General features: G+C 51.1%; 29 protein-coding genes. 9 read left to right on the top strand and 20 right to left on the bottom strand.

Annotated features, from left to right (window positions below; genetic code table 11):
* Positions 1-57 precede the first annotated feature (57 nt).
* Positions 58-288: a hypothetical protein gene (locus tag ACXAGD_RS22870; RefSeq protein ID WP_475214427.1), complete on the top strand. Its 231-nt coding sequence runs from the start codon at positions 58-60 to the stop codon at positions 286-288.
* Between the two features lie 95 nt (positions 289-383).
* On the opposite strand, the gene ACXAGD_RS22865 is transcribed toward ACXAGD_RS22870, so the two are convergent.
* The 14 genes from ACXAGD_RS22865 to ACXAGD_RS22800 form a co-directional block, all read right to left on the bottom strand.
* On the bottom strand, positions 384-698 hold the full coding sequence (locus ACXAGD_RS22865; protein ID WP_475214425.1) for a YciI family protein: 315 nt from the start codon (positions 696-698) through the stop codon (positions 384-386).
* Positions 699-725: 27 nt separating this feature from the next.
* On the bottom strand, positions 726-1,166 hold the full coding sequence (locus ACXAGD_RS22860; protein WP_475214423.1) for an SRPBCC family protein: 441 nt from the start codon (positions 1,164-1,166) through the stop codon (positions 726-728).
* Positions 1,163-1,483, bottom strand: a complete 321-nt coding sequence (locus ACXAGD_RS22855) for an ArsR/SmtB family transcription factor (RefSeq protein ID WP_475214422.1) — start codon at positions 1,481-1,483, stop codon at positions 1,163-1,165. The genes ACXAGD_RS22860 and ACXAGD_RS22855 overlap by 4 nt, the downstream gene beginning before the upstream one ends.
* 321 nt (positions 1,484-1,804) lie before the next feature.
* Positions 1,805-2,119: a hypothetical protein gene (locus ACXAGD_RS22850; protein WP_475214420.1), complete on the bottom strand. Its 315-nt coding sequence runs from the start codon at positions 2,117-2,119 to the stop codon at positions 1,805-1,807.
* A gap of 472 nt (positions 2,120-2,591) precedes the next feature.
* Positions 2,592-3,044: a DUF2267 domain-containing protein gene (locus tag ACXAGD_RS22845; protein WP_475214418.1), complete on the bottom strand. Its 453-nt coding sequence runs from the start codon at positions 3,042-3,044 to the stop codon at positions 2,592-2,594.
* Positions 3,045-3,144: 100 nt separating this feature from the next.
* Positions 3,145-4,305, bottom strand: a complete 1,161-nt coding sequence (locus ACXAGD_RS22840) for an IS30 family transposase (RefSeq protein WP_475214416.1) — start codon at positions 4,303-4,305, stop codon at positions 3,145-3,147.
* Between the two features lie 82 nt (positions 4,306-4,387).
* Entirely contained in the window at positions 4,388-4,528 is a 141-nt protein-coding gene (locus ACXAGD_RS22835) for a hypothetical protein (RefSeq protein ID WP_475214414.1), read from the bottom strand.
* Between the two features lie 326 nt (positions 4,529-4,854).
* Positions 4,855-5,478, bottom strand: a complete 624-nt coding sequence (locus ACXAGD_RS22830; protein WP_475214412.1) for a hypothetical protein — start codon at positions 5,476-5,478, stop codon at positions 4,855-4,857.
* 183 nt (positions 5,479-5,661) lie between these two features.
* Positions 5,662-5,970, bottom strand: coding sequence for a hypothetical protein (locus ACXAGD_RS22825; RefSeq protein WP_475214408.1), 309 nt, complete (start codon positions 5,968-5,970; stop codon positions 5,662-5,664).
* A 12-nt stretch (positions 5,971-5,982) separates the two neighbouring features.
* Positions 5,983-6,252 (bottom strand): hypothetical protein, encoded by a 270-nt coding sequence (locus tag ACXAGD_RS22820; RefSeq protein ID WP_475214406.1) that lies wholly within the window; start codon positions 6,250-6,252, stop codon positions 5,983-5,985.
* Between the two features lie 272 nt (positions 6,253-6,524).
* Positions 6,525-6,920 (bottom strand): thermonuclease family protein, encoded by a 396-nt coding sequence (locus tag ACXAGD_RS22815; protein WP_475214404.1) that lies wholly within the window; start codon positions 6,918-6,920, stop codon positions 6,525-6,527.
* 48 nt (positions 6,921-6,968) lie between these two features.
* The gene (gene radC, locus ACXAGD_RS22810; protein ID WP_475214402.1) at positions 6,969-7,883 is read right to left on the bottom strand and encodes a RadC family protein; all 915 of its coding nucleotides are present in this window, start codon (positions 7,881-7,883) and stop codon (positions 6,969-6,971) included.
* Positions 7,884-8,716: 833 nt separating this feature from the next.
* Complete coding sequence (locus ACXAGD_RS22805; RefSeq protein ID WP_475214399.1) at positions 8,717-9,112, bottom strand: hypothetical protein; 396 nt, start codon at positions 9,110-9,112, stop codon at positions 8,717-8,719.
* A gap of 81 nt (positions 9,113-9,193) precedes the next feature.
* A complete protein-coding gene (locus ACXAGD_RS22800; protein WP_475214397.1) occupies positions 9,194-9,973 on the bottom strand; it encodes a DUF4198 domain-containing protein in 780 nt (259 codons plus the stop codon).
* A gap of 749 nt (positions 9,974-10,722) precedes the next feature.
* Between ACXAGD_RS22800 and ACXAGD_RS22795 the strand changes: the two genes are divergently transcribed.
* Positions 10,723-12,729: a hypothetical protein gene (locus ACXAGD_RS22795; RefSeq protein ID WP_475214395.1), complete on the top strand. Its 2,007-nt coding sequence runs from the start codon at positions 10,723-10,725 to the stop codon at positions 12,727-12,729.
* Between the two features lie 138 nt (positions 12,730-12,867).
* On the opposite strand, the gene ACXAGD_RS22790 is transcribed toward ACXAGD_RS22795, so the two are convergent.
* The 4 genes from ACXAGD_RS22790 to ACXAGD_RS22775 form a co-directional block, all read right to left on the bottom strand.
* Positions 12,868-15,192, bottom strand: coding sequence for a S8 family serine peptidase (locus tag ACXAGD_RS22790; RefSeq protein ID WP_475214393.1), 2,325 nt, complete (start codon positions 15,190-15,192; stop codon positions 12,868-12,870).
* A 213-nt stretch (positions 15,193-15,405) separates the two neighbouring features.
* Positions 15,406-17,637, bottom strand: coding sequence for a pentapeptide repeat-containing protein (locus ACXAGD_RS22785; protein ID WP_475214390.1), 2,232 nt, complete (start codon positions 17,635-17,637; stop codon positions 15,406-15,408).
* 553 nt (positions 17,638-18,190) lie between these two features.
* The gene (locus tag ACXAGD_RS22780; RefSeq protein ID WP_475214388.1) at positions 18,191-18,790 is read right to left on the bottom strand and encodes a hypothetical protein; all 600 of its coding nucleotides are present in this window, start codon (positions 18,788-18,790) and stop codon (positions 18,191-18,193) included.
* 2 nt (positions 18,791-18,792) lie between these two features.
* Positions 18,793-19,188, bottom strand: coding sequence for a hypothetical protein (locus ACXAGD_RS22775; RefSeq protein WP_475214386.1), 396 nt, complete (start codon positions 19,186-19,188; stop codon positions 18,793-18,795).
* A 2,092-nt stretch (positions 19,189-21,280) separates the two neighbouring features.
* Between ACXAGD_RS22775 and ACXAGD_RS22770 the strand changes: the two genes are divergently transcribed.
* Positions 21,281-21,589: a hypothetical protein gene (locus tag ACXAGD_RS22770; protein ID WP_475214618.1), complete on the top strand. Its 309-nt coding sequence runs from the start codon at positions 21,281-21,283 to the stop codon at positions 21,587-21,589.
* Positions 21,556-21,723 (top strand): substrate-binding domain-containing protein, encoded by a 168-nt coding sequence (locus tag ACXAGD_RS22765; RefSeq protein ID WP_475214384.1) that lies wholly within the window; start codon positions 21,556-21,558, stop codon positions 21,721-21,723. Before ACXAGD_RS22770 ends, ACXAGD_RS22765 begins: the two co-directional genes overlap by 34 nt.
* Positions 21,724-22,011: 288 nt before the next feature.
* Here ACXAGD_RS22765 and ACXAGD_RS22760 read toward each other — a convergent pair whose 3' ends face one another.
* Both ACXAGD_RS22760 and ACXAGD_RS22755 read right to left on the bottom strand, forming a co-directional pair.
* Positions 22,012-22,338 (bottom strand): hypothetical protein, encoded by a 327-nt coding sequence (locus tag ACXAGD_RS22760; RefSeq protein ID WP_475214382.1) that lies wholly within the window; start codon positions 22,336-22,338, stop codon positions 22,012-22,014.
* A gap of 273 nt (positions 22,339-22,611) precedes the next feature.
* The gene (locus tag ACXAGD_RS22755; RefSeq protein WP_475214380.1) at positions 22,612-23,070 is read right to left on the bottom strand and encodes a hypothetical protein; all 459 of its coding nucleotides are present in this window, start codon (positions 23,068-23,070) and stop codon (positions 22,612-22,614) included.
* 292 nt (positions 23,071-23,362) lie between these two features.
* Here ACXAGD_RS22755 and ACXAGD_RS22750 point away from each other — a divergent pair, with 292 nt between their 5' ends.
* From ACXAGD_RS22750 to ACXAGD_RS22730, 5 genes are all read left to right on the top strand, one after another.
* A complete protein-coding gene (locus ACXAGD_RS22750; RefSeq protein WP_475214378.1) occupies positions 23,363-23,761 on the top strand; it encodes a hypothetical protein in 399 nt (132 codons plus the stop codon).
* 154 nt (positions 23,762-23,915) lie between these two features.
* Complete coding sequence (locus ACXAGD_RS22745; RefSeq protein WP_475214376.1) at positions 23,916-24,218, top strand: hypothetical protein; 303 nt, start codon at positions 23,916-23,918, stop codon at positions 24,216-24,218.
* Between the two features lie 124 nt (positions 24,219-24,342).
* Positions 24,343-24,465, top strand: a complete 123-nt coding sequence (locus ACXAGD_RS22740) for a hypothetical protein (protein WP_475214374.1) — start codon at positions 24,343-24,345, stop codon at positions 24,463-24,465.
* A 165-nt stretch (positions 24,466-24,630) separates the two neighbouring features.
* Positions 24,631-25,806: an aminotransferase class V-fold PLP-dependent enzyme gene (locus ACXAGD_RS22735; protein ID WP_475214372.1), complete on the top strand. Its 1,176-nt coding sequence runs from the start codon at positions 24,631-24,633 to the stop codon at positions 25,804-25,806.
* A 144-nt stretch (positions 25,807-25,950) separates the two neighbouring features.
* A complete protein-coding gene (locus tag ACXAGD_RS22730) occupies positions 25,951-26,787 on the top strand; it encodes an endonuclease/exonuclease/phosphatase family protein (protein ID WP_475214370.1) in 837 nt (278 codons plus the stop codon).
* The last annotated feature ends 82 nt before the right edge of the window (positions 26,788-26,869 follow it).

The raw sequence follows: 26,869 nt of genomic DNA, 5'->3' as shown, positions 1-26,869 counted from the left end.
GCCGAAACCCGCGCTTTGTGCGCTTAACAAAACAGAAACTGACTGAGAAAGCGGAACATGACTTTGGCCACTAATTCTTCGCCAAGGGACAAATTCTCTATGTCTGTTTCTTCCATGTTCATCGAAACACTCAAAAACGAGGATCAAGCATTGGCAACTCAATCTCTGAAACTGAACGTCAAATCCGGTGAAAAAGATGGCGGGACCTTCTTGAATCGCCGCGGTGTCGCCTTTGTAAACACCGACGAACAAGGCAATATTAGCTCACCCGCATCAGTCAGGGTTTAGTGAACAAGCACGCTTATCGTCTGGGCCCTCAATAAAGTAACGTCGCAATGATAGGGCCAGCGATTTGACGCTGGCCCAGTCATGATGTCAGCAGCTTACATCTCGTGAATTGGTGCCACTTCCACTGTGCCTTTACCACCATCAAGGATCGGACAGCCTTGAGCCATTTCACAGGCCGCTTCAATCGTGTCAGCTTTAACGATTGTATATCCGGACAATGGATTTGATCCGCCGTTGTTCTCGATGCCAGACACCGTCACGGTTTTGGACATGCCAACCGGGGCGCCGCCATCGACAACAGCTTGGTCCATCTTGCCGTACCAGGCATGCCAGGCTGCCATTACTTTCTCAGCTTCTTCCGGCGTTTCGGGCATTCCGCCGCCGTGATAAGCAAATACGAAGTTGGGCATTTGAGGTTCTCCTAATTGTAGGCGGCGTCATGCCAACCCTTTTTCGAGTTTTTCAAAAATGGACAGCCAGCCTTTTGTGTGACCGGCGCGCGCTGAATCTGTCCCGAGGTCATAATGGCAGAGCACCATCTTTGCGCGGTTTTCATCGACGGCGTCGATTTCGATGGTTACGTGAGTTTCGATCCCGCGCGGCCCACCAGGGCCACCTTCGTGCCACGCCCAGGTAAAGGCGATCAACCGCGGTGGTTCAATCTTGGTCACTTCTCCAGATACTTGCCGACGCGTTCCGTCCGATGCCTCCATGATCGCGTACCACGGACCAGGTTTTGAAAAATCCAGATTGTGCTCTGGAACAATCATATCGTCATGCCCCCACCACCGGACCATGTTTTGCGGCTGGCTGACCATTTCGAAAACCCGGACAGCCGAAGCGGGCATGACTCGTTCAAGTCGGACAACGTCGGTCATGTGTTGTCCTCACGCAGGGCAATCTCTATGCGATCCATACTGGACTCCCAGAATTGACGATGGTTGAGTGTCCAATCTGCCACGCGCCGTATTGCCTCCGGCCGGACTGAGTAGAAGCGGTGCTTCCCTGCAACTCTCCGATTAACCAGGCCGTTTCGATGTAACACGGACAAGTGCCGCGAAATGGCGGGACCGGAAATGTCGAACATCTTACATATGTCTCCGGCGGATTTTTCCCCGTCGCGCATCAACGCCTCGATCACTTCAAGACGACACCGATCGCTCAATGCTGCAAATAAGGATGACACATGGCTCATAAATTTTCATTTAGCAGATTCGTTAAATGAAAGATAGCCTGTTTCGTCCGATCCAAGACTGCCTTTTGGTTTCATCTCACCTGCTACCTCACAGCATCCAGACAAGGACGTTGATTGCGCACTAATCTTTCAAACAAGAGCGAGCGTAGGTCATTGCGAATCCTAAGGCTGGAAACGATGCTTTTACACTCTCGGGAAGCAAACTGACTAAGGTACGCGCGTAGCTTGCAGATCAGTGCTGCCTGCCAACGCCACCGAACAAGACCGCTTCAACGGCATAGCTATCGAAAGGGATAAATGCCCCGTTTCGCCTCCGTTTGATCAATCGTCGGCATCCTCGGGAAATTTATGAATATCCCAATCAATCAAGTTAACATACACCGCGTCGGCCGTGTAATCGTAGTGCGGAGGAAAATCTTCACTGACGGTAAATTTCAAAACAGTCCCCGCTTCCATCCCTTCTTTATAGGTCTCCATCCGTATGGTGGCTTCCGTGCCGACTGAAGGCACGATGCCTGTCCCGCTTTTCGCAACGACACTTCCGCTTATGCAAAACAAGACGTTCATATTTCCTCTTTTTGTTTCAGCTCTCCAATTGGAATAGTTTGATTCGCCGTTGAGCGTTGTCTCAGGCATCAAACTGTTGCTCTGATTGCTGCAGTGTCACAGATCACTATACGGGGCCCGACAATCTATGGTTGCAGCGGCTCGAAACTTTAGTGCTATTGTTGCCCGGTTCAGCCAAACTTAAAAAAATAAGTGGGTTGGGTTATGTACGCTAGCGCAAAGAGCGATCAACTCGTTGCCAACGGCTAATTCTAATATGAGCCCAAGTTATTCCTCAAACGTAATACAGCCTACAAGAGGCGCATTTGATGATCTTATGCGGCTAAGCGTGACGCATCCGAGTGATCATCAGATGGAGGTTTGCGGTGGGTTGTTCGTAACCTGTACGGTTAGCTACCGTGTACTCGACAACCCAATGCGAGACCACGAAGAGTTCTGAGCATTCACGGCCACGCAGTAAACTTCGCAAAGCCGATATTCGCCAAGCGTCGTTAACTCTAATGACTGCTTCGAGCCCGAACAGCCCGATACTGCAACCTAGCTAGACGATCCGTTGCTCCAGCTCAGTAGGATCGCCAACATCGACACGCCAAAAGTCGCGTGCTTCAACCGGGAGTTTCGCCAAAACGCGGTCAAAGTCCCTTCCATTGGTACAGCGACGGACTGCCCACGCCGTTGCCTCAATTGCATTGTCCGGTGTTAAATTGTGGTTCACACGTACCGCTTTGGCCTCAGATATGAGCCTCTCTCGGTTTTCAAATGCCGCGCGAGGCTCCGAAACATCCCAGTTGTGAACAAAAATCGCGCGAAGCACGCTCGGTAAGACATTTGCGAATTCCAAACCCTCTTGAGCGTTCAAACGACGCCGAAAAACTTGAAACACCGCATCAACGGCCGTGTAAGCCATGTTATCTGACTCTAGGCACATGCGGTCTTTCACATCGTTGAGAAAAGCGCGCCATTCCTTAGAGGCGTGCCGATAGGTCCACGGCATTGGCATGGCTAGTTGGTTCCTTTGGCAGTGCTAATACCGACATCTTTATCGAAAGCTGTAAGATTTGTCGAAATAACCCACGGCGGCATTGCCTGCCGATTCAACCGATGGACGCAACACACTCTTGGAACTTCTCTGCCGGTGAGAAGTAATTCAAGGTTTTTCTGGGCCGCTCGTTGAGTTCGCGAGCTATGGCATCGAGATGTTGTTGGGTGTGCACGGAGAGGTCAGTACCTTTCGGGAAGTACTGGCGCAGAAGCCGGTTGGTGTTCTCGTTGGTGCCACGTTGCCAGGGGCTGTGCGGGTCGCAGAAGTAGATGTCGATATCGGTGGCCAAGGTCAGGCTCTTGTGATCGGCCAGTTCCTTGCCGCGGTCCCAAGTCAGAGTCTGGCGAAGCTCTCTCGGCAGATGCTGGACCTGAGCGGTCAGCGCAGCCACGACAGTCTGCGTTTCTTTCCCACCCACCTTCGCGAGCATGACATAGCGCGTGCGCCGCTCTACCAGCGTCGCGATGAAGCTGTTCTTTGAGCCCGCTATGAGATCGCCTTCCCAATGGCCGGGGATCGCGCGGTCCTCGACCGCGGCCGGACGCTCCCGGATCGAGATCGCATCCTTGATTTGACCGAGCCCATCGCGCTTCAGGCTCGCATGCCGGGATCGGCGGATGGCACGTGTAGCGCGCAGATGTGCAAGCAATTCCTTCTTCAAAACACCACGGGCCTGGATGAACAGGCTTCTGTAAATCGTTTCGTGAGACACGCGCGCGCCTTCGTCGTTGGGATGCTCGCGCTTCAACCAACCTGCAATTTGCTGCGGTGACCATTTGCGTTCGAGCTTCTTTGCTATTGTGTGACAGAGCTGCGGTTGCCCCGCCAGCTTGCAGAGCTTTGGCCGCTTAGCCCGATCCCAGGCCGCCAGGTCTGCGCTGGCCGCACGATAGACGCGTCGCCCGCCATTACGACGCACCTCCCGGCTGATCGTTGATGGCGCTCGACGAAGCTGACGGGCAATGGAACGAAAAGATAGCCTGGCTTTCAGACCCCGAGAGATTTCTTCACGTTCAGCCAGCGACATCGCCAGTCGTGAACGCCGCCTTTTCGGCGGGCGGATACCACCTGTCCGTGCCAGCAGCGGATAGATCGACGAGGAGTTCCGATCAAACAGTCGACCAATCGAGCTCATCGACTCTCCGCGTTGCCAACGATCCCAGATCTCCGCCCTTTGCTGCTCTGTAAAATAAATTCGACGTCGATAGGCCATTCCAACACTCCATCTTTGCTCTCGAAGTGAAGTGTTGCGTCGATCCATTGAGACCGCCCCGCAAACCGGACATTGGCGCTCCTTATTGTGAACTCTTGCAGAGGCCATCATCGACCGCATCTAAGCTTCGGAAGTAGCAGCCGATCACGGTAGGCTTGCCGTTCACGTCCGCCCGGAACTCTGCCAACAGTCCCAGCGCCATGATGAACACCAAAAACCGCATCGTTGCTCCCTATTGTTAACTTTGACAGAAGAATCACCATCCCCCGATTTGACCTTGGCAGTTGGCCCCTCCGATTGTCGTGGCGGTGTCAATTAAATCGGCGACTGCCCCAATCCCGCGCACGAAAAAGTAAAGTGCAGCAAGTGCTGAACAAACCGCCAGAACGTGCGCACATGTTCGCGCCCCCCAGAGCCATGTAGAACCCTGGTCTCTCTACGTTTCAGCAGTTTGTTGAACTGGCAGGATAATAGACCCACATTCGCCATCTCCTCAGCCTGCCAAGGAATTTGCGACAGAACCGGTCGCCGGCTATCGAATTGGTGACTTTAGTTTTGCTGTAAAAGACGACTTCCAATCACGCTCCAGAGTTTTCGCGCTCGTTCGGACTGCCCAATGAAGAGGTATTCGTCTGGCGAATGGTCATACAAGAGCGCCGTCAGATCTGCATTGGTGCGGTAGAAGTCACTCCGATCGAGTAAATTTTTGTCACATGACTGGTACAGATTTTTCTGTTCATCTCCGGTCAAATCGTCATCCCAACTAAAAAAAACCGTCTCGTCCAAAACGAATTCAATAAGGAATTCTGACAACCTAATTCCGGCGGTCTTAAAGTCACCCCGAAAGCTGTCATAGTAGACGATTGGGTTGTCAGATTGGTCATTTTCTCGATAGGCCCAACGCGAAACATGCTGGTTCTCGTAAGCGAAAAATATATAGCCATGTTGCTGCTCAAGCCGGCCCGGTGAAACCAGCCGATTTTGCTTCGCCAAAGGGCCGACCCGACCGTGTTCATAAGGTAATGTCAAGCGTCCGACGGCTTGCCAGAGCTCAATGAGTGGAGGCGCAGCGCATCTCCTAGCCCTGCCCGACAGGTACGGCAAACCCAGCTCATCGTCATGATACCAATCGTGGAGAAAGTCGGAGAGATCAGAAATCGAGCGCACGGTCATCTTGCAATACTTTCCATTTGGTTGCTCTATCGAGCACGCCAGAATAATGAAAAAACCGCTCTGTTCAAGTTTCATCCTGAGTGTTGGAAAAACGGTTAGAGACAGCCGGCGGTAAAGTCGAAGGTGAAAGTGTGGTTAGCCGATTTGGCTACTTTTTGCAGGACTATTGGCGCTAAACGCGCGCTATTCCGGGAACTTTCTGTCAGCCTGCCCCCGCTCAATACTGTCAGCCAGATCGCGCAGCGCCTCTGCCACAGCCACACGCTGTTGCTCAAAGGATTCCTCGTAAATCGCGCCCTCTATCTCGACATCTAAGTCGTAGATCGGAATCAATACGCTCTCATAGTTCCCATTGTCGGACCCGAGTTTGACCCGCACATCAATCGCCGGTTCTCCGCGTTCATCTTGATATGTGAACAGCGCCACGGTCTCGATTGAAGCAGTGACGACAGCGCGATGAACCTTTGCGTCCGAAGACTTGCGACATGACATCTTCTCGCCTCCTTATTGTGAATTCTCACCCTTACCGAAGGCATAACCCATTGCACCGGCGATAAGTGTTGAAGCCGTACCGTCCAAAGCGTTGTTCAACCCCAATATTGCGACAATCGGCGGCGACAAGGCGATTACTATGAAACGGATGAAACTCCATCCGATCCCCTTGCCATCGCCTTGGTTTCGGTTTTTCAGCCCAAAAAACAAGACAATTGGAACCGACGTAGCCAGCACGAAGACTATGATGTCATGGCCGAGAGTGCCTGAAGAACCTTCCAAATCAAAATCCTCCTATTTGTCGACTTCAACTTAGCCGTCGCGTTGTATTTGGTTCCGCAGCAGCATTAAAACGATCACTAGAGCTATCAACACATAACGGACGTAATCCCCGTGGGATACAAACGGCTTAGGCAAGAAATCGACGTCCAGGACTTCGATTTCGAAAAACCTTAGTGGCAAGGAATACCTGACCAATATCAGGACCGCTAATATAGCCAAGAAATGGCAAGTCCAAACAGCCAACCTTTGATTCTTCATGACTGCCCTATTTATCATTTACAGTACTTTGCTCGCTTGAGCCGGGACCGCGCCGCTGGGGTCTCCAAATGCCTGTACCTGCCCCCACTGTACCGCGCGCAGTCTAACGCGTGTCCCGCAGCAATTACAGCCGCCCCTACGTCTTGACCATCTGCGTAGCAGATCCCGACCCATCGGTCATAGGTGCGCTCTCCGTTCAGTTCGCAGGCGATGGACTTGCCTCGGAGGAAATTGACCATCCAGCGCTTCGCATTCTGGCCGGGTCTGGACCCTAACTTGGGGGCATCGACACCGTTTAGGCGAACAGGCGTACCATCAACAACAATGGTGTCAGCATCACGAACATGAAGGGTGCCGGCAGCGGAGGATGTGGCGAGGACAAAAGTTACAGCGGCAAGAATGTGCTTCATCAATTAGGGCATAGCTCAATAAGAAAGGCTCACTATTGAGCTAGGCCTCTAAACTCGCGTTAGCAACCCATTTGCGCTGAAAGAGTATTCTTCCTTCTTCCCGACAATAACGTGGTCGTGGATAAGAATGCCCATTGTATTACAGGCATCCTGAATGCGTTCGGTCATGAGAATATCTGAGTTGCTTGGGGTCGGATCACCCGAAGGGTGGTTGTGAACCAGGATCAACGAGCTAGCGTTCAGTTCCAGGGCCCGTTTGACAACTTCGCGCGGATACACCGGCACGTGGTCGACGGTACCCTTCGATTGTTCCTCGTCAGCAATAAGAACGTTTTTTCGGTCGAGATACAAAACGCGGAATTGCTCGATTTCACGATGCGCCATTGCGGTGCGGCAGTAGTTCACTAAAGCGTCCCATGACGACACCACATCCCGCTTCATCACTTGGGCTTGCGCCATCCGGTGTCCGAAGGCTTCAACAACACGTAGGTGGTAGTAGACCCAATCGTTAGCCCCCTCAACTTTCAGAATCCGGTGCTTTGAGGCTGCAATAACACCGTTCAAGTCACCGAACTCCGCCAGAAGTCGCTTAGCCAGCGGTTTAACGTCGATCCTCGGAATTGCATTGAATAGCAGCAGTTCCAGCAATTCGTATTCGGGCATCGGGTCATGCCCACCTTTGATGAACCGTTGCCGCAATCGCTCTCGGTGCCCCCAGTAATGCGGGCGTTTTGCTCCATCATCATCTTTGACTAAACCGCCCCCCGCTGCGTTCTTTGGCGATAACCGGTCACGATACACATAGGACGGTTGGTGCGCGGGTTCAGTTATTGCATCAGGTGGTGGCATCCGGGCGTTCAAGTCTTCCAAACCTTTCAGCGCATCCTCTGAGAACCCGTCCTGCCCGTCGTATTTGACCAGTTTGCCGAACCTCTTCGGATCCCCCGCTATCACGCCTTTCATTCGCTCCAATATTTGGTTTTTCATCTTCGCACCGATTGCGTTCCTGTCTGGAACGACAATGACGGCGGTTTGGTTAACGAGTAGTAAAGAGCGCCAAGAACACAAAGAAACTAATCCAGCAAAGTCGGGTTTACTGGTCGCTGATATATACTAAGAGGCTATCTTTTCGGTTTTTTACACTGTTCAAAATATGAGAGCCAACAAAAGCGGATTTACTCTTTTTGAAGGCGTGGATGGGCAAGACATCGCAGTCTGATCTTATGAAAAATATCCCTGTAAGACGGATTTCTGCTCTGCTATTGCAGGGCACAAACATTGATTTGCAGCCAAAATCAGCAGGTCTTTCTTGTTCAGAATTTTCCTACTTCTCGCCCCAAAGGTAAGGCCGACAGGAAACGAACACTGGTCGGGTATATTGCACGACGCGCCCAACTCGTACCCCCTCGTTGAAATCGCTAATCCCCTCAGGGCGCGCCGCGTCCTCTTGGTATCTTCCAGCTCTGTCTGAAATGTGTCTGGAAGATTAATTCTACGGAATACGGGGAAACCCCAATTTCGTGAGCCCGTATAGTTCAGTATTTTTAGGTTAACGGAGTAAGCACACACAACTCCGCAAACCCCAGGATTGTGGGGCTGGCTTTTACCCCCTCGTCCAGCCCCTCGCTCCACCCATCACGTTAGTGTTCATATTACAGGCAGATTGACAGAGCTCGGAAACGGCGATTGCGGCGGTCAAGCCCCCTTCCTATTTCTGGTGTAACCGTCATACCCGCCGACCGTGTGAACTCATAAAAGTCTGGGCGAGTGGCTTCCCAGGTCACTTTCCGTTTTGCTTACAACTCACCCGGTCCGCAGCTGTCGTTAAGGTCGTCGGGCGTCACGATCCAATAGTCATCGTGACTACCGGTATCGACTACGACCCTGAAACCCCGACTGGCAAGTGGTATCCCAAGTTGTATGTGAGTAGCGCTGCCTGAGCTTATCGGCAGTTCTTTCAAGAGAATATCATTGTCATCAAACAGCGAGATTGTTCCTTTTTGCGCTCTTTTCCCGTTGGAATACTTAGCTTCGACTACAATGGATGCACAGTCTAGAGTAACGAATACACTCAGCGCATGGGCATTCGCGGCGGTTGGGTTAAAAAGAGGAACTATGCCGCCAACACATGTCACCGCAAAGGCTTTGAGACTTGGATAAATCCATTGTCGCCATGAGGTCGAATAGGGCATATTCACGCTCCTCTTTGAAATGGCCCATCTATAGGGGCGAACACAGATATTTAGCCTTATTGAGCAGGCAGCGTGACCGGACTATTCGATGAATAGGTTGAAGGAGTAGGTCGCGAGATGTTCAGCCGTGTCGGCGAGTGTCTTCTCAACGAGTTCTTCCTTGAAAACCGCGGATACGACGTTCAGACCGTCGTTTCTGATAGAGAATTCAGCGATGCCTTGTTCGTCAGTTTTGATAGAACGATTGTGCCCATCTGTTAGGTAGTCAGGGATGATACGAACATTGGCCGCAGGCGCGCCCGCAAGTAGGACTTTTACGGCAAGAGTATCTCCTGCCTGGAGGGACATCGGATCCGACAGAGGAACGACTTCCAAATAGTGCCCGACTGGTTTCGGAGCATCACTCAATGGTTCGAATTGCGAAACGCCGTATTTGAGGTAGTGACCACCGGAAATTGCGCCCTCAACCTCGGTTTTAGGCTTATTCACCGATTTCCCGTTTGAAGCTTTGCTCCAATATCCGTTGTCCATCATAAATGCGGCGATTGCCATTTCGTTCGAGTGCTCGAACGAAACATGTGTCGAATGATCTACTCGCTTTACACCCATCTCAGTCATACCTTGACTGTACAGCTTCAGAGTCTTGATCTTCGCGGGATCATAAGCGTCGTCCGCGGAACCGTGCCCGTACACGATTGTGTAGGCACCGTAACGTTCTGTCATCCATACACCATGGGCCGATACATTGCCGGCAGTGTTGGATATTAGCGCGCCTGCGAGTAGGCTCATTCGAAGTGAATTCTTCCCCAGCACTTTTTTCTCCTGAAACTTGAAGCTATGTGAAACGTAGTCAACAATCATAGATACGAAGACTCGGCTCCAAAAGTTGCGACGCCGCTGGCGGGTTTTCGTATTCGAAACCAGGCCTCAGCATTTTTGCCAATAGGGTCGTTTTGGGCACTGAAGGCACGGCTTAGCACTCACAGAAAGTTCTTGTGTTACAATCCCCTGGCAAAACTCAGTTTGATTTTGTCAGCTTCTTTGTCGTTTAAAAAAGAGAGCACACTAAAACCTGCAACATCCTTGGATCTCGGCTATGACTTCGACCTGATCTGCGAGGCAAGCAAATTGCAGGGATCAGACAAAACAGTCTTTGGCTATGAAGTTCCAGGACTCCAAATTAAGTGGATGTCCAGTTCATCGTCACAATGAAAATCCAGAGACAGTTTGTATGCACGTCCTCTGACCCAACCTCATGCTACCACCCGCTACCGGTTGGAAAAGAGAGTATCTTAAAGTCATTGTACTTATCCCACGCACGCACCTTTTTGCGGCGTGAATGACGATACGGTCACTTTCATGTCTTTTTTAGACAGCAAGTATTATTGACAAATCTTTGTAATAAATGGAGGATAATGATCCAATTTTATGCCGATATTCAAGCCGTTCGCTGCAAATTCAAGACAGCGAAATCAGATACATCTGATGCACTACACTTAATCACCTCGCATGAGTGTGCGTTCAATAGTTTAACGCGCATGCCTTATCCACGAACACAGTAGAAACGTCATCAAAGGTTTTCAAAATTCGATAGATTAGGAGACTCTCAAATGCCTAACAAATCTGATCTCGTTCAAGCGAAGATAAACTCTTTTTTGGGTGTGGGGGCACCACAGATTGAAGGCTTACCGCACGGGGAAAAAACATTAAATACCTTGTCACAAAACGATGCAGCATCGGGCGCTGGCATCGGTAGTTTTTCGGTCTTCGATCTTGATGCGAACAGAAAAGCCTCAGAGGTGGCAGCCCAATTCGCGCTCTTGGCCGATAAGGACGGTGATGGCGAACTGGATGGGCTGTTCCAAAAGATTGATGAACTCTCGGCTCTTCATGGCAAAGGTTTGGTCTGGCATGCACTGAAATTATTTATGACCCATCATCCCAAGGGTCGAATGTACACGATGCCCAGCTTGCTCTCCAGAATGGCACCATCGGATGCCGCCAAGATTGTAGACGGAGAATTCGAAATCGGAAGCAAAGCAACACCTGAAGAGGAGAATGCCGTTAACTGGTGGCGCGAAGATGCACTCATGAATGAACACCATGAGCATTGGCACATTGTTTACAACGGGTTTCCGGCCGGAAATGGGAATGGACCCGTATGGCCCGGAGGTGAAGTTCGGGACCGACAGGGCGAAATGTTCTTTTACATGCATCAGCAAATGCTCGCACGATACAATTGTGAGCGAGCGTCGGTCGGGTTGCCTCCTGTGCAACCCTATGATGACTATCGCAGTGCAATGACAGAAGGGTATGATCCGGGACAGCTTGTGGTGGGCGGTCAGATGTTTGTGAAGCGCCCAGCCGATGCAACCTTCGATGATCTAAGCTACATTATGTCGCTGGAGCGCCGGCGCGATCGGAATCTAGACGCCGCGGAGTCCGGTATTCTCAGGAACGGAGCGACCCTTATCGAGTTAGAGGGCCACAAAGGTTCTGACCTTTTGGGAGCTGCAAACGAACCTAATCAAGACTCCGTCGACCTGCGGTTCTACTCTCACCACGGCGGCGGCCACTACATCATCGCAGCAGCCGTTACCGGTAATCAGGACGAAGGCGTTGTGTGGCATACACATTCCAATTTGCGCGACCCTATGTTCTGGCGCTGGCACAAGCATATTGATGATATTCACTATGCTTATCAGCGTCGGATTGAACCGCATGAATTTTCAGATGCACCGCGATCTGTGTCAGTTACGGATGTTGCCTTGATCCGAGAAAGTGGAATGCCTTCTGAACTCCAAGATGTAGACCCGCAGGAATGGATGCCCTCTGCCTTCGGTGATGCGAATAAAATCGAGGATAAGACACATAAGTTCGTGCATAATGGCAGTAACCATGAAGTCACCACCACATCTGAACTCCTTACCGATATGAATTTTGGCCGCTTCAAAATGTTTGGCGTAGATGGCAAAGAGACAGTCTTCAAGTATCCGTATTTACAACACGAAAGATTTGGCTACGTCTTAGCGGTTAGTAACGAAAATGCGGATGAAAGAGACGTAACAGTCCGAATATTCCTTGGGCCGGAAGATGGTCGAATTGATCGCGCCATGCGGCGACGCTGGATCGAGATGGATAAGTTCAAGGCGACACTCGCAGGTGGCACAACTTCAATGATTTATCGGGCGGATACTGAATCTTCCGTCATCAGAAAGGATCGGAACGCTCCTAACGGAGTGATTGATCCAAGCAACGTTACGGACATCATCACCCCCTCAGACCCCGCAGATTATGATGGATACTGCACGTGCGGTTGGCCGCATCACCTTTTGCTTCCGCGGGGTCAGGAGGAAGGGCAGGGGTTTAAGCTAGTCGTAGTGGTAACCGATTGGCGCATAGACTATGTGCCCGAGGACGGAGCTTGTGGATCTATGAGCTTCTGTGGGGCGCGGGATCGCTATCCTGATACACGACCAATGGGCTATCCGTTCGATAGAGAATTCGCATCTGAATATAGAGATGCGCAGCAGTTGGCAGATGATAACCCAAACATGCTCGTCCGCGATTTGTCGATACGCTGCGAGAAAATTGAACCGGTGGATAAAGTGACTTAAGCCAATTAGTTACATCGCTGTCTTTTAATTGGAATGAGCTAATTTGGTGTGTTCACAGGCTGCGCTGCCTGAGCAGCGCAGCGTTTGGACTCGGAAAGATCCCGTTGTTTGGGCATGTGATTACAGTCTGCGGAAAGCTCATGTTACCGAAACCTCGTTTCCAGCGGTGATCACTAGTGCGAAGTCCTGCGGTCCGACCGATACATCCGAAGCGACCACAGAAATGGTCCAATCACCGGCCATTGCATTGGCTTCTAGCACCCCTTCGACGTTGTTCAAATCGTCAAACATACCAGTGTTTGAAAAATCATTTCCAATTCGCGCATTTCCGTTCGGGTCGAACACGAGAAGGTTCAAATTGTTCACAAGCTGCTCACCGGGGAAATCACTGTATACCATGGTTATTCTCAATTCACCCGGCGATGAAAGAGAGGCTGTGAATGTGCGATCCTGTCCGGTTTGGAGGCCGACCATTTCATCGTGATAAAAGACGTTCCCAGGGTTCTCCAAGTCAATTGCATTGGATAACGTTATTCGACCCCAGCCTTGCTCGTTGTCAGCTGGTGTCTGTGCATCAGGGGCCGCAAAACGATAGGCAAGATACTGTGCGGAATGAATGATGCCAGCCTTCAAAAGAGCCGCAGAAGGTGTGGGGAAACCTTGGTTCTCTCGCAGATATTGACGAAGCAATGCCGCGCTGCCGGCCGCCAAGGGGGCAGCCATCGAAGTGCCTCCCATGTACATATAATCGTTCTTTGCTGCGTTAAACGCGCCCCATGCGAAGTTATTAGGGGGCATCATGGAAGAGCGTGTTGAAAGGATAAATGTCCCCGGTGCCACGACGTCAGGCTTACGCCGTCCTGTATTTGTAGGGCCTCTGCTTGAAAACGCCACGACGTCATCGTTGCTGTCGGCCATGCGATCGCCGCTAATACTTGGGTGGGGGAAGTCATCAGGCCACCACTCAGAGTACCTGTCAGAGAATTCATCGCTGCGTTCGTTCTCGCAAGCCCCTACAGTCAGACAGTTCTTCGCGGTTGCGGGTGAATCGACGCTCGACGGATCAATATGTCCATGAGGAACCTGCTGATCAGTGCCCGAATTCCCGGCCGCGACGATCACCAGAAATTCTTTGTTGTCCCAAACAAATTGATCCAAGTCTTCGCATTGCTCGTCATACGCCCCGGGTACGCCTCCCCCCCATGAATTGTTGTGGATCCGCGCTCCCGCTGTGTGCGCACTCTGAAACAATACTCGTAGATCGTCTGGTATTCCATAAAGGCCGCTTGCTGGAGGTTGTTGACCGTTGATCAGAAATTGTATGGTTTGAGCCTGCGTCCATTGCGGTCGTTGTTCAATAGCTTGAAATACGAGCTGTGCGGCCGGCGCCACACCTTCAATCGGAGGTAGCCCGAGTGTGACTGAACGACTTCCATCTCCTAGCACCGATCCGGCCACGTGGGTGCCGTGCCCGGAAAAATCATCACTTGCGCCATCATTTGCCCCGTCATTGATCACAAATGGACTGAAAGACGGAGCAATTGGCCAGCTTTCGATGTGCGTAACTCTTCCTCTGAAATCAGGGTGGATCGTGGCAGCGACACCAGTATCCAGGCCCGAGTCTGCAACACCAACAATTTCGCCACTGCCCGTCAAACGATTGTTGTGGGGCGCTTGGGTTACGATGCTATCGCCAATCACTTGACGGGCTCGATCATTACACAGCTGCTTGACCTTCTTTTCGGATACTCTCTTCAGTCCGACGCATTTGAAGATTGCCAAAGCGTCTGTTTGAACATCGCTACTTTCTGTTAGATCGACCAGCAAGCGATTGTCAGCTATGAGATTTACCTTTCCTGCCTTTTCTCGCTTCAGTCGACGCAGGCCGCGCTCAGCATCCTCCTCCGTAAAAAATTCAACCACCAAAACACCTGGTACGGACAGATTGCGAGTTGGAGCCGTTTGAGGCATCGCTTCCTGTATCGCAAAAGCATCTTCGAGATTGTCAGGAACGTTCTGCTCCATGAGTTGTTGGAAGAACAAAGGATCTATGTTGATCGATGCGCGATGTGGTGTGACCCCTGCAACATGTTCATTCTGCTTCAGTGTAGTTAAAACACGTTTGTTAGGGACTGCAGCTATGAGGCGCGAATTTCCGGTGTGTCCTATGATGCTTGCGCCCAAACTCTCTATGCTGGCTATAGTTTCTGGGCCAACCGGATACTTGAACTGGACTATGACATCCCGCCTTCCTCGACGATCATCATTGGCAGCAGCGAGTGTTGAAAGCGGCGCTGCGAGTTTAGGTTCCGTAACTTCTGGGATTTTCTGAAGAGGGTAGGATTTCGCGAGCTCAGCAGCAATATCTTCAGCGACTTCGATGACTTTGAAAGCTGGATAGCTCCGTTCGACCGCTATTGTTGAATCAAGCTTGTCTTTTGTAAATATCTTATAGCGTGGCATTTTGTATACCTTTCGATGAAATACTCAAATTTGACACATCAAAAAACTGTCGTCACAAGCATCAGTGTAGCACATACAATTGAAGTAAAGGGTATTGGATCTTTGCTTGGGGTCAGGACCCATTGCGTCCCAATAGCGACGTGATTTACGACTTAAAAATCGAACGGTTAATATGCCTGACTTTTTCTGTCGCGTCACGAGCAGATAGCACAACTAGCGTGGACCAACATACTCAGTCACTGGCCCCCGATCGGCTGGTTTCCAGTTAGGATCGGTTTCCCACGGCGGCGGTTTATCCAGAGGCCAAACTGTGCCAGTCTTCTGTGGGACAGTGCCATCTTGGCAAAGGTAAAGCTCGTGTTCCTCATCCTCGAAGAGATAAATGGAATTAATTGTTTCAAGTAACATCGGCCACGATTTTGGCTCTGTCGCCCAGCAAGATGGAATAAAGAGAGCATCTCCCGAATAGGGATCCGGGAAATTGGGCAGCAAAGTGTACGGGTTTCCTATGAGCGACGACAGGTGCGCTTGTGTCAATCCAACACTTTCTCTCAAGTCTGCAGAATGGGCTGACGCGGGCCATGATTTACTAGCCCATTCTGCAGATTTCATCTGCGCTCCATTCAGCATTGCCCCATCCATTTGCGCCCCGCGCAGGTTCGCCCCTTCCATCTGCGCCTCAGTTAGATTCACCCCTTGCATCCGCGCCCCGCTTAGATCTACGCCTTGCATCTGCGCCCAGCTCAAATCCGCCCCTTCCATAATCGCCTCTTCAAAAATCGCACCCTGCATCTGCGCCCCGCTGAGATACGCATTTTGCATCAGTGCGTAGAGAAAATTCGCCCCTTGCATCTGTGCCTCGGATAGATCCGCTTCTTGCATCCACGCGCCGGCAAAAATCGCGCCCTGTATCTGCGCTAGGCTTAGATCCGCCCGTTGCATTTGGGCCTTGACGAAATCCACCCCTTGTAGCTGCGCCTCGCTTAGATCCGCTTCTTGTAACCACGCCTCACTTAGATTCGCCCATTGCAGCTGCGCCTCGAAAAGATCTGCCCCTTGCATCTGTGCTTCGGATAGATCCGCCCCCTCCATCTGAGCCGCAGTCATGATCGCCCCGTCCATCCGCGCGCCTCGTAGATCCGCCCCTACAATCACTGCATTAGTCATATCAGCGTTGCGAAAGTCAGAGTTTCGCGGGGACCAACTTCCCAAGGATCTAATCTTTCTTAATCGATCGGCCTTCCATGCTTGATCGAATTGCAATTCAAGTTCAGCAAAATGCTCGGAACATCTGTCCTCTGTGTCGTGGCCATTGTTGCCACACCATTTTTCGCGCGCAGTTTCATTGTGTAATTTGAGAATGCCGTCGGTCTTTGATGGACCACATGTCACAGGGTCAAGGCCCTCACGGGCGCACCATTGAACGCGAAAGTGTCGCCGGTGTGCATCGTGGTCAAGCCAGTCGGTTGGAAGTTGAACAAATTCGACTTCTCTCAAGTCGGCGGAAGCAATCCTGAGCGAATAAAAGTTCGGGTCGTTTACGAAATCAGGACGTCCATCAAGAACCTTGATCGCCACCAAAGCGCGATAGGTTGCCGAATAGACGCTTTCCGTCGCGTTGCGAAACGCACCCAGGCGCTCGGGCCCATCGGTTTTCGCCACAGTTAAGGCAATTGACGGGATCAGGACAAACAAAGTCGGTGCTACAGCCAGAAAATGCCACAAACCACCTCGGTAGACCCAGCCATATCTCAGTCGCGTTATGGCTGTGAACAGACTAGACAGCATGGTCATTATCGTAAGTGTGAAGAGAAAAGCGTTGAAGACTGAGTACCCAAGCTCGTGCGCTGGCCAGTATCGTACACAGAAGTAACCGACTACAATTGGGCCTACGGCAAAGACCAGTAGGAAGGTAACAAGATGAGACAACCAATCCATTGGGCGCCGGTGGAAAGCGTTGTCTCGACGTAGAGCAAGGCCGAGATCGTTAACTAGCCAGGGTGTTACCTGAAGCGATAATGCCTCACCTTTAGGCCGTGGTGGGGCCGCGGCCAGCGCTTCCCACAGTTTTAGAAGATATAAGTGCAGATAAACAAACAGAGCTGTACCAAGAATTGGACCAAAGACAAAAAAGTCTCGTGTAGGAATTTCGACGCCTACGAGTGGCAGCTTGGTTTGCCTGCTTTCAATGAAGAAGTCGGCGTCTTGTACCCCCAACAACGTAACACCAGCGAAAGACAAATAAGCCAGCAGCGCAAACCAATTGGTACGCGCGGTTTTGGATAGCTCATTAATTCGATCAATAGTGGAGGTGTCTGGGGCTTTAGGACGTCTTATGAGAACTTTACGGGGCATGAAATGTCTCTGAAATTCCAGTATTTTGGCATGAATCGTTGAATCTGGCAATTCGGCCAATTCCTGAGCAGCCTCATCTGACTGGTCCAAGTTGATTGCTATTGCATCGTTGGCCTCCTTTTCTATCGGGTTTGGCGGTGTCAGTTACCCCCAAAAAGCAAGAACAAAAGGAGGGAAAAAACGAACATTGGGGTAGAATGGCGCCACCACCAAGTGAGATTTCCCGGTGAATTCAAGGCGGGCTTCCATGACAACGGAAAGGACTAGTCGCTGATAATTTCGGCGGGAAACGCTTTGGATTGTCAAAGGCACTCTGGTGGCAGGTGCAGGCATTGTGAAACCCCATCAACAGAATTTCGGCTCGAGGACATAGACCTTGGCCTTGCTGGATCATACGGCGTTGTTGGTCGCCGTTCAGATCGACGTTGGTGCTGTGGCTGCTATTTGATGGTGTAGATGTTGGCGGACAAGAAAAATCTAACAGTTGAGCATGATATCATACCGATAGCTTGTTCATATCACTATTTGTAACGGCACACTCAAGCCCAAGCGCTTCAGTCTTTTGGGGACCACGACTGTTGAGTTGCAGATCCACTGGGGTGGGTGCTGCGGAACCTATTCGTTAGTGTTCACATAACGAGCTTTAACTGCAATTTACGAGATAAATGATTAAATCCACCAGTCTGGGCGAAACAATGGTTGCTATGCCAACGTAGAGGAGAAACGATACAACGCAACGCGATAAATGCTGATCATAGGCGCGAAGGACTAAGTCCGCATCGTACATCCCCCCTTGAATCAAGCGCCAACCTGTAAGTTGGTTGAGGGCCATTGCCGCACGCAATTTGGATTGCGCATTGACTGTCGTAGGCTCAGGGAGGTCCGGTGGAGTTTTCTCAGCAAGTCGATCCAAAAGATTTTTCATCAGGCCACGGCGGCTATCAAAAAAATCTTTAGTAGCGACGGACTTCCAGTATTCCAAATAATCACTTCTCTGACGCGGCTGGCGAAATTCTGGAGTGGCAATGAAGAAAGGTAGTAAATAGCCCAAAAGGAATGCTAGAGCGCCGACAAGAGTGACGTAGTACCGCCAATCGTCTCCAAAAACCAACTCAATAAAACCTGCCTTGGGTAGTATTATAATTGATATCGACGCTGCAGCGAGCGCTTGGCTAACGAAAGACGAGCGAACTGTATTTATTGTGTTCCAATCGCGCGGGATGCTGTTGAGCAAACAAGCCATTGCTATGCTTCAGCCAATTGCTCACCTGCAAAGTGGTCAGCTATAGCATTGAGCAGTTGCAGAAGCGTTGTTTCACCCGTGAATTCAAAGTTATCAACTTGCTCAGTGTCAATGACGTTGTTAAGCCTATCAAGCACGGAATTATACCTTGCATATTGAACGTAGTCCTCAAAGCGCAGCAGAAGAATGTCGTGGATTCCTGAGAAAGGAATTGAGGTGGACAAGGTAAATTCTCTGTCGTCGATTAGGTAATCCAATGCTCCTCCTAGGCAAAAAGCTAGACCTTCCTCACCGCAACTAGTGAAGCATTGCCCCGGTGGGTCTGCATAAATTGCAGTGCCAGATCCCGCACACTCAATCCAACAGTCTGGGTGATTTTTGTCCTCGTAGCGGTTCATCTATTATCCTTTCCTATAAAAGAAAAAATCACTAATGGGATAATCTATCGAACATCAATTAAGGTGTTATTGTACTGCAAATGTCGCCGAAATGAAAACCTGATAAGCTCGGTGCAGGCACGGATGCTATAGGTCGAGGATTTCAGCGAGACGCGCGTAAACACTTTGGACCAAGTTGGAAGCAATACTGCCATGCTGGTCGCGACACGTGAAAAGCCGCTTCCATTCTCGAACCAAACATACATGCTCATTTATGGCGTTCCGCATTTCTTGTGCCTCTCGGCGTCGCAACTCATGCTTATTGGCGGGGTTCGCTTCGACGGAGGCCATGCCCCCCGAGAGCGCCATGCATTCGGTAAGCAGATCAAACTTTAACCGCAGGATTTTTGCAGGGAAGGCCTGTGCGCCTTGACGTTGCCGACTATGGCCTGCGCTTCTTCGGAAGTGCTAAGGGTTCCTTGGTGGCTAATCTCACACATTTCTATACCGGCGAACACCGCGGTTTTGTAATCATGTGCTTTAGTTAGAGATTTTGCCTCAATTAGATAGGCGGAACTACCTTAAACCTACGCGCGAAACAATATGCGGAGGACGAAAGCGGACCAGCTGGAAATCGCAAGAATAGTAAACCCAGCAAGAGCAACATCCGAAAGCAAAAACCATTCGTGTGCAAAAGGAGCCACTCCATCCAAGGCGTGGAAGCGAAAACAAGGGTTAGCAGCGCACTCATGGTTTATTGCCGCAACGCGACTTCCTATGAAGCTATTTTCTAGAGGCGACTTCTCATTCCAAAGAGAAATCCTACTAAGCGACAGATATGCGGACAGGCAAATATAGAGAGATCCCATCCAGAGAAAAACGACGGAACAGAACGCTGTGTAGGCGATAGACTTTACCCGTTTCGTGCCCTCTAGAAATTGTAGCCTAGGCCAAGCGTATACTGAGTTCTCTGACCTATTTTTGAAGTACATGTTGATCAAGAAACCCGCTGCGGACGCGCCTGCTAGGCAGATAAGTGAACCCCAATAGCCCACGGTCGCAACGAAGTCGTTTTGTAACTCACCGCCTCCTACTGGAAACGGACCACCGCCGCGCACAATAAGTGCTGCTGCGCAAGCCAAAGACAATGTTCCTGAGACTACCCAGGTCCACGCAGGATCAAGTGGCGACTCGTCGGTCAAACGGATATCCTTAACGTCGGTAGACCGGAGTTACATCGAAAGGGATCGTACAGCCCCTCACTGACCGAAACTCGTAGACCCTTCCAGTCAGTAGTTTCCATTTGCCCGCTCTAGGTTTTTCCCCGTATTTGCCGCCACCAACACCAGTAAGATCACGTGCCTGCCTGCCTCCACAGTCATTCTTGGGGAGAGAAACCCCACCGCTCCATGCCCAGAAATGTGACTCCCCGGTATCCCGCCACTCCATATACGTACCTGGCGGGGACGTATCGCGGGCCTCTTTAGAGTCACATTGGCCCTTTATCTTGGGTTTGATATCGTTAATTGTCTCGTTCCAGTACGATACTACAGACACTTTACCACGGCACGGGTCGCCGCCACAAATACCGTTGCCCAGTATCCGCCTAGCAAGGCTATTTCGGCCACCGCATCCACCGTATTTCAGGATCGCATCACGGTTGATCCCAAAGCATGATTGGCCGCGTGCGCATCGCTTCAGCTCAGCGTCACTGACTGCCCCCGCTGTGCAAATCGCGAACTGTTCCAAGGTGCCGGTCACATTTTTTGTTGCGCACCATCTGGCGGCTCTCGAAGCGTCGTCTCGGTTTATCGTTTGCTGTGTAAGAGAGGGCGCGGGGATAGAGACCGCAAGTAGGGTTATTGAAATCAATTTACTGAATGCACGCATTGATACACATCCGAAGAAAATGGTCCGAGTATTCACTAAGCCATGCTTGAATCGCCTTCTGACCGAGTCAACCGAATCGAGCGCAGACGCAGCGGGGTCGACTGGGTCAAGTCTCCGGATCGGTCAAAACTTAACCATTTCTACCATCGGCGACTACGAACGTTTTTGACTTGAAAATCCGAAAGCCGCCGTTGATGTAGTTACTGCGAAAGCTCACTTTGATCTGCCAGGTTGGCCTTGTTTCGACAACACGGATGCCATGGGAAGGCTGGCGCACGCTGCCATTTTCACTGGCCACGAGCGTATCTCGATGATTTCGGGTCGGACAACGGGTAACGACCAGGCACAAAGCCGTGTGGATGGCGTCAGGCAGACCATGGCAGAAAGCGGTCTGGACGCAAATTCCCTGGCGCTGATTGAAACGGGTTATGAGATTGAAAAGGGTGTCGAGGCTTTTCAGCAGCTCATGTCGCTTTCTCCGAGACCGACGGTTGTTATGTGCGGGACGACGTACTGCCAGCGGGAGCTCTGAGTGAGGCGAGAAGGCTAGGAATAAGTGTACCTGAGCAAGTCTCGGTAACGGGCTTTGATGATATTGAGCTTGCTGAAATAGTTAGTCCGGCATTGACAACTGTTCATGTTCCCCACCGGGAAATGGAGCGTTGAACTGTGCGCGAGTTGACTGCCATGGTCGAAGGTAATTCGGATGGCCGGTCGATCTGTATAAATACAAGGCTTGTGAACCGCTGTTCTTTGGCAAGACCACCACGCCAACCATAGCCAAAGGCTGTCTACTCGCGCGCAGCCGACAGCGTTAACGCACTCCTTTGGTTTCCCTCTCATGGTGAGAGATACTGGCCCGCTTTAGCGGGCCTTTTTTCTTATGTTACCGAATACAGGCCAAGTGACAGCATAAACTGCGTCATACAAACCTGTAGTACCGTCTGAGATCTCTCAGCATTTCTTATTTGAGATTTCTCTCTCGATGGCAATTTTTTCACCTTTGTATAGCGCAACATCAGCCTCGTGGTCGCCCGTAAACGCTGATGGAGGTATCAAAACTAGGAGTACACCTGCCGCATCCCCTGCAACTTTGCCCCGTTGTTTTTCTTCGGCGTCTTCCAATTTGGCAGAAACGGTATTGAACTCTTGCTGAAGGGCTTTGCAAGACACACCTGAGTATTCGGCGCTGGAAACTGCAACGGGTGCTATTGAAGAGGGTGTCTTCGCACAGGCAGCACAAAGTGCAATGACTGGAAGGGCGGCAAGTATTAATCTCACGTCGTAAACTCCTGTTCTTACGAAAAAGAATTACGTTGCGGCCTCGGCTCCGGTTTCAGTTGTGTGTGAATTAAGCAGCCCGCGCACGTTGGATGAGAGTGCTCTTGTTGTCCGTTTGCGACCCGAGTTTGTTCACCGGCAGTCGCTTGTGCCTTTGCTTCTTCTTGGTTTGACTATGCCCGGCCGCAGGAGATATCGGACTGATCCGTCAATCAAGCTCAGGCTCCCCGGCAAATCGCGTCTGTTGGAGCGGGCTTGTGGAGGATCGTTTGGTCAGTAGTATTTCTCAATACTAAAACTCCTGTGCCCTCTGCCGTCCCAACATCGCCAGCTTTCTCGCGCTCGAACTAATTCCAGCTTAGAACCATTGCTCCCAGCCAACTTGAAATCGTACCGGTAGCCTGAAATCGAGTCATCTTGTGGCACAGCGTCAAAGATCGCAGTGGCATTGTACACAACCTCATTTCCAACTGATTCTCGCTTAACCGCGTATTCCACTACCCCGATCGGTCCATCTAGTCGAAACTCGCTCAAGAAGCGGCTTACATGCTGGTCATCAGCACCTTCGACTTCAAACAATTCCAAATTTTCCAAAACCCACGTTGTGCCGATATCTCTTGTCGAAACAACCGGCACAGACAAAACTGACGCTTCATCAGTCTGACAGGCGACGAGTGCGACAAGGGAAAAAACGTCAGGCAGCGCAAGTCTCGTTCCATTTTGCTTCGACAAACAGGTGCATCTACATAGGGTGTTACGCGAATTTTGTCAGGGCAAATTCTGCGCTATTCGGCCAGATGCTGTGACCCGTCTCGTGCTGAGCCAGTCTAGCCGCGGCCAACTGGTCGCCAGGACATGCTTGTTTCGGCCCTTCCGGCAAAGCCTGCTTTAGTAATAAACTTTGGAGACCCGCGCGAAGCGCGGCTCGCATAAGTTGATTTCATGAAAAGTTTCAAAGCCCTACGCTCGGCCGTAGATTGACTCGATGTGTGCCGCTGCTTATGTTGATGTCAGAGGAAAAAGTGTGACCAGAAGCAGCAAAAATACCACAGTCGGATTTATGGATGCGACGCCGAAAAGGCGGGGTCGTGACGCGCGTGGCGGAAAGTTCTTACAAAAGGTGGGTAAAACGGTCTCTGCAAGTTTTGTAACGGACTTGGATGCCGAGCTTTCGAACATCAAAAAATTTAGCCGTAAAAAGCGCCGACCCATTGGCGATCTCGTGGTGGTTGAGTCTTCTGCGGAAACGGCGATTGCCCCGATGGACCAGGCGCGTACAGTGGCTGATGGCGCGGGAAACCGGATAACTCCAGAGCATGAGCTTTATCCGGACCTTGCCGCTCTGGAGAGCGACGACATGTGGTTCGGAGACCCGAAAGACATGCCGGAAGAGGATCTCGCATTCTTCGGCTTGGAGAAATAATCCATTGCCATCTGGACGACCGGTTGCGAAGGCAACCGATGAAACGAAGCCCACTCATAACTGCACTCTGAAGCCGGTTCCGATTGGGTCGGTTTACGGATTTTTTTTCCCATTTGGTGGCTCGGCTAAAATCAACCACCCTGGGATTGTAATCATGTCGCAAGTCGGCCCACGCGGTGGTATTGAGAAAATTGGCGTCTTAGCGCTAGCTATCACGCATAGCGAAAAAAAAATCTCTTGGAAGAACAACAATGCCCTTGTCGTTCCAGATGAAGAGAAAGGGCTTATGGGCCTGGATGCTAAAAGCCAATGGGTCTGCCTTTTCGAACAGGCCACGGCCTACTTTCCCGATGACATCAAAACTATCAAATCGGCCGACAGTTCTTACCTTGGTCAAGCTTCCGAGGCGTTTTCATCAAAAGTTAGGGATGCATGGGTCGATTATAGAAGACGTTGAACACTTTCTACCTTGATCGTTGGATTTGAAGCCGAGAAACTGATCGTCTCCCCGGATTGTTCACTCTTTGCATGCCAGACGCGTTTTGATGTTGATGCAGACATCCGATTGAAGGACTGGACGAATGACAAAAGCCACCACCCCTGCCGCACCAGAGAGCGCAATTCGCCGCGTCTGGAAGTCCGCGCAGATGTATATCGCTTTTCACAAGGACCAGAACAAACGGCAGCGCAACGAACCTCTTTGAATTTCCTCTCATGGCGAGAGAAACTGGTCAGCTTCGGCGGGCCTTTTTTCTTACGTGAACGAGAGCCCAGCCGAAACCAATGAATGTCTGGTTTGAGCCCGACTTGCTTCCTTACTGCATTGCAGCCAATGTCTGCCTTCAAGCAGTCTATTGGGGAAGTTCTATATGATCGATGTGGATCAAGTTCGCGCTGACACGCAAGGTGTTGGACATTCAACTCACCTATTGGCCTGTGGCTCAGCGCTCATGCCCACGTGCGTTGTAGAGGCCGTCGTTGCGCATACTCAGCTTGAAGCGCAAATCGGTGGGTATGAGGCACAAGCCAGTCAGGCCGAACTTTTGGACAAAGTCTATCGTTCGGTGGCCGGACATGTCGGTGCTGCTGCTCAGGAAATAGCCTTGATGGAGAACGCAACGGTCGCTTGGTGCCATGCGTTCTATGCCCTCCCGCTAAAGCCGGGTTCGCGGATTCTGACCTGTGAAGCGGAATATGCGGCCAACTATGTCGCATTTCTCCAAAGAGCAAAACACGACAACTTGAAAATCGAAGTCATACCGTCTGATGAAAACGGAGCGTTGGATCTGGCCGCGTTTGAGGAAGCGATGGGGGATGATGTCGGTGTTGTTGCAATCACTTGGATCCCTACGAACGGTGGCTTGGTGAACCCGGCCGTCGAAGTTGGTCGTATCGCAAATGCGCACGGCGTTCCCTACCTTTTGGATGCATGTCAAGCAGCGGGCCAGATGCGGATCGATGTTGAAGAACTCGGATGCGATTTTCTGTCAGCCACAGGTCGAAAATACCTGCGCGGGCCGCGGGGGACAGGGTTTCTTTATATCAAAGACAAATGGTTGGACTGCTTGGAACCTGCGATGATCGACCACTTTGGTGCACCTTGGGTGGCTCGAGACAAGTATGAACTGCGTGACGACGCCAGGCGGTTTGAAACCTGGGAAAACTCATACGCTTTACGCGCAGGACTTGGAGCAGCAATCGACTATGCCGACCAGATCGGGATCGATCAAATCCATGATCGTGTTACTTTTCTAGCCGATGAAGCGCGAAAAGCTCTCTCGGATGTGTCGGCTGTAACAGTGCGAGATTTGGGTCAATCTCCTTGCGGTATTGTCAGTTTCTCGATTGAGGGGTTTGAAGCCCAGTCGGTCGTCAACCAAATGGCAGCGTCGGGTTTTATCATCGGAGCGTCAGCTCCCTCGAGCACTCGGATCGACTCGGAACGTCGTAGTTTACCAACGCTGCTGCGTATCGCGCCCCACTACTATAACACGGAAGAAGAGGTGCGCGGTGCTGTAGAACGACTCTCTTCACTTATTCATTGAAACCGAGCTGAGGCCTTACTCAAAAAAGCGGACGTTCAAGGTACACTGGCTAAGGTCCACTTTGTCCCGCATAACGGTCACTGATGCACTACGTAGCGAATGACCGCATTGAGCCGATCTTGCACTTCGCGGCAATCGCAACGAATGTCCGATTTCAAAAAAATGGTAGGGGTTCGAACTGTGCAAATCATGTGTCTCAATGGGTGGGGCGGCAAGCTTCACGATGTACTCCTCCCGTATATTACCGTCGCTTCCCCGGATGTTTTGTGCTTGCAAGAGGTTGTACATAGCCCTGCCAGTGACAAAGAGTGGTTGACCTATCGGGATGGCGATCATGTGTTGCCTCAGAGGGCGAATTTCTTCCGGGATGTTTGCATTGCGCTGCCAGATCACGTCGCGATCTTCTGTCCGGCCGCCCAAGGCGTTTTATGGGACGACGACACTTCCGTTCCCTCTCAATGGGGACTGGCGACATTCGTACACAAATCCTATCCCGTTATTGGACAGGCGCAGGGGTTCGTGCACAAAACTTACGGACCGAATGGCTATGGTGATCATCCAAGATCGCGAAGTGCCCATGCCGTACGTATCTACGATCAAAAAATGGATCGCCCCGTCAGTGTTACGCACATGCATGGTCTCCGCGATCTGAATGGGAAGATGGACACGCCGGAGCGCGTGGCGCAGGCGCAGAAATTGATCAATCTTTCACGTCAGGTTTCTGAGCCGGACGACCTGATGATTATTTGCGGTGACTTCAATGTCGAGCCGGACAGCCAAACGCTGTCGATCCTTTCGGAGGCGGGTCTTTCAGAGTTGGTAACGGGACGAGGCTTCAATAGCACTCGAAACTCGCAATATAAGAAACCGGGACGGTATGCCGACTATATGCTGATCAATAGAGAGGAAGAGGTGAAGGGCTTCGATGTTATCTATGATCCGGAGGTCTCGGATCACTGCCCTCTCATCTTGGAATTGTAACCAGGGGCGGTAGGAAGTTGGCATTCGTGCAGTTGCAGCGAATTCACACTTCGGCCGCTTTCCGGACCGTGTTCGTCAAACG

It is taken from the genome of Ruegeria sp. ABF4_144 (assembly GCF_056160045.1).
This window is presented reverse-complemented; position numbering and strand designations above follow the sequence as displayed.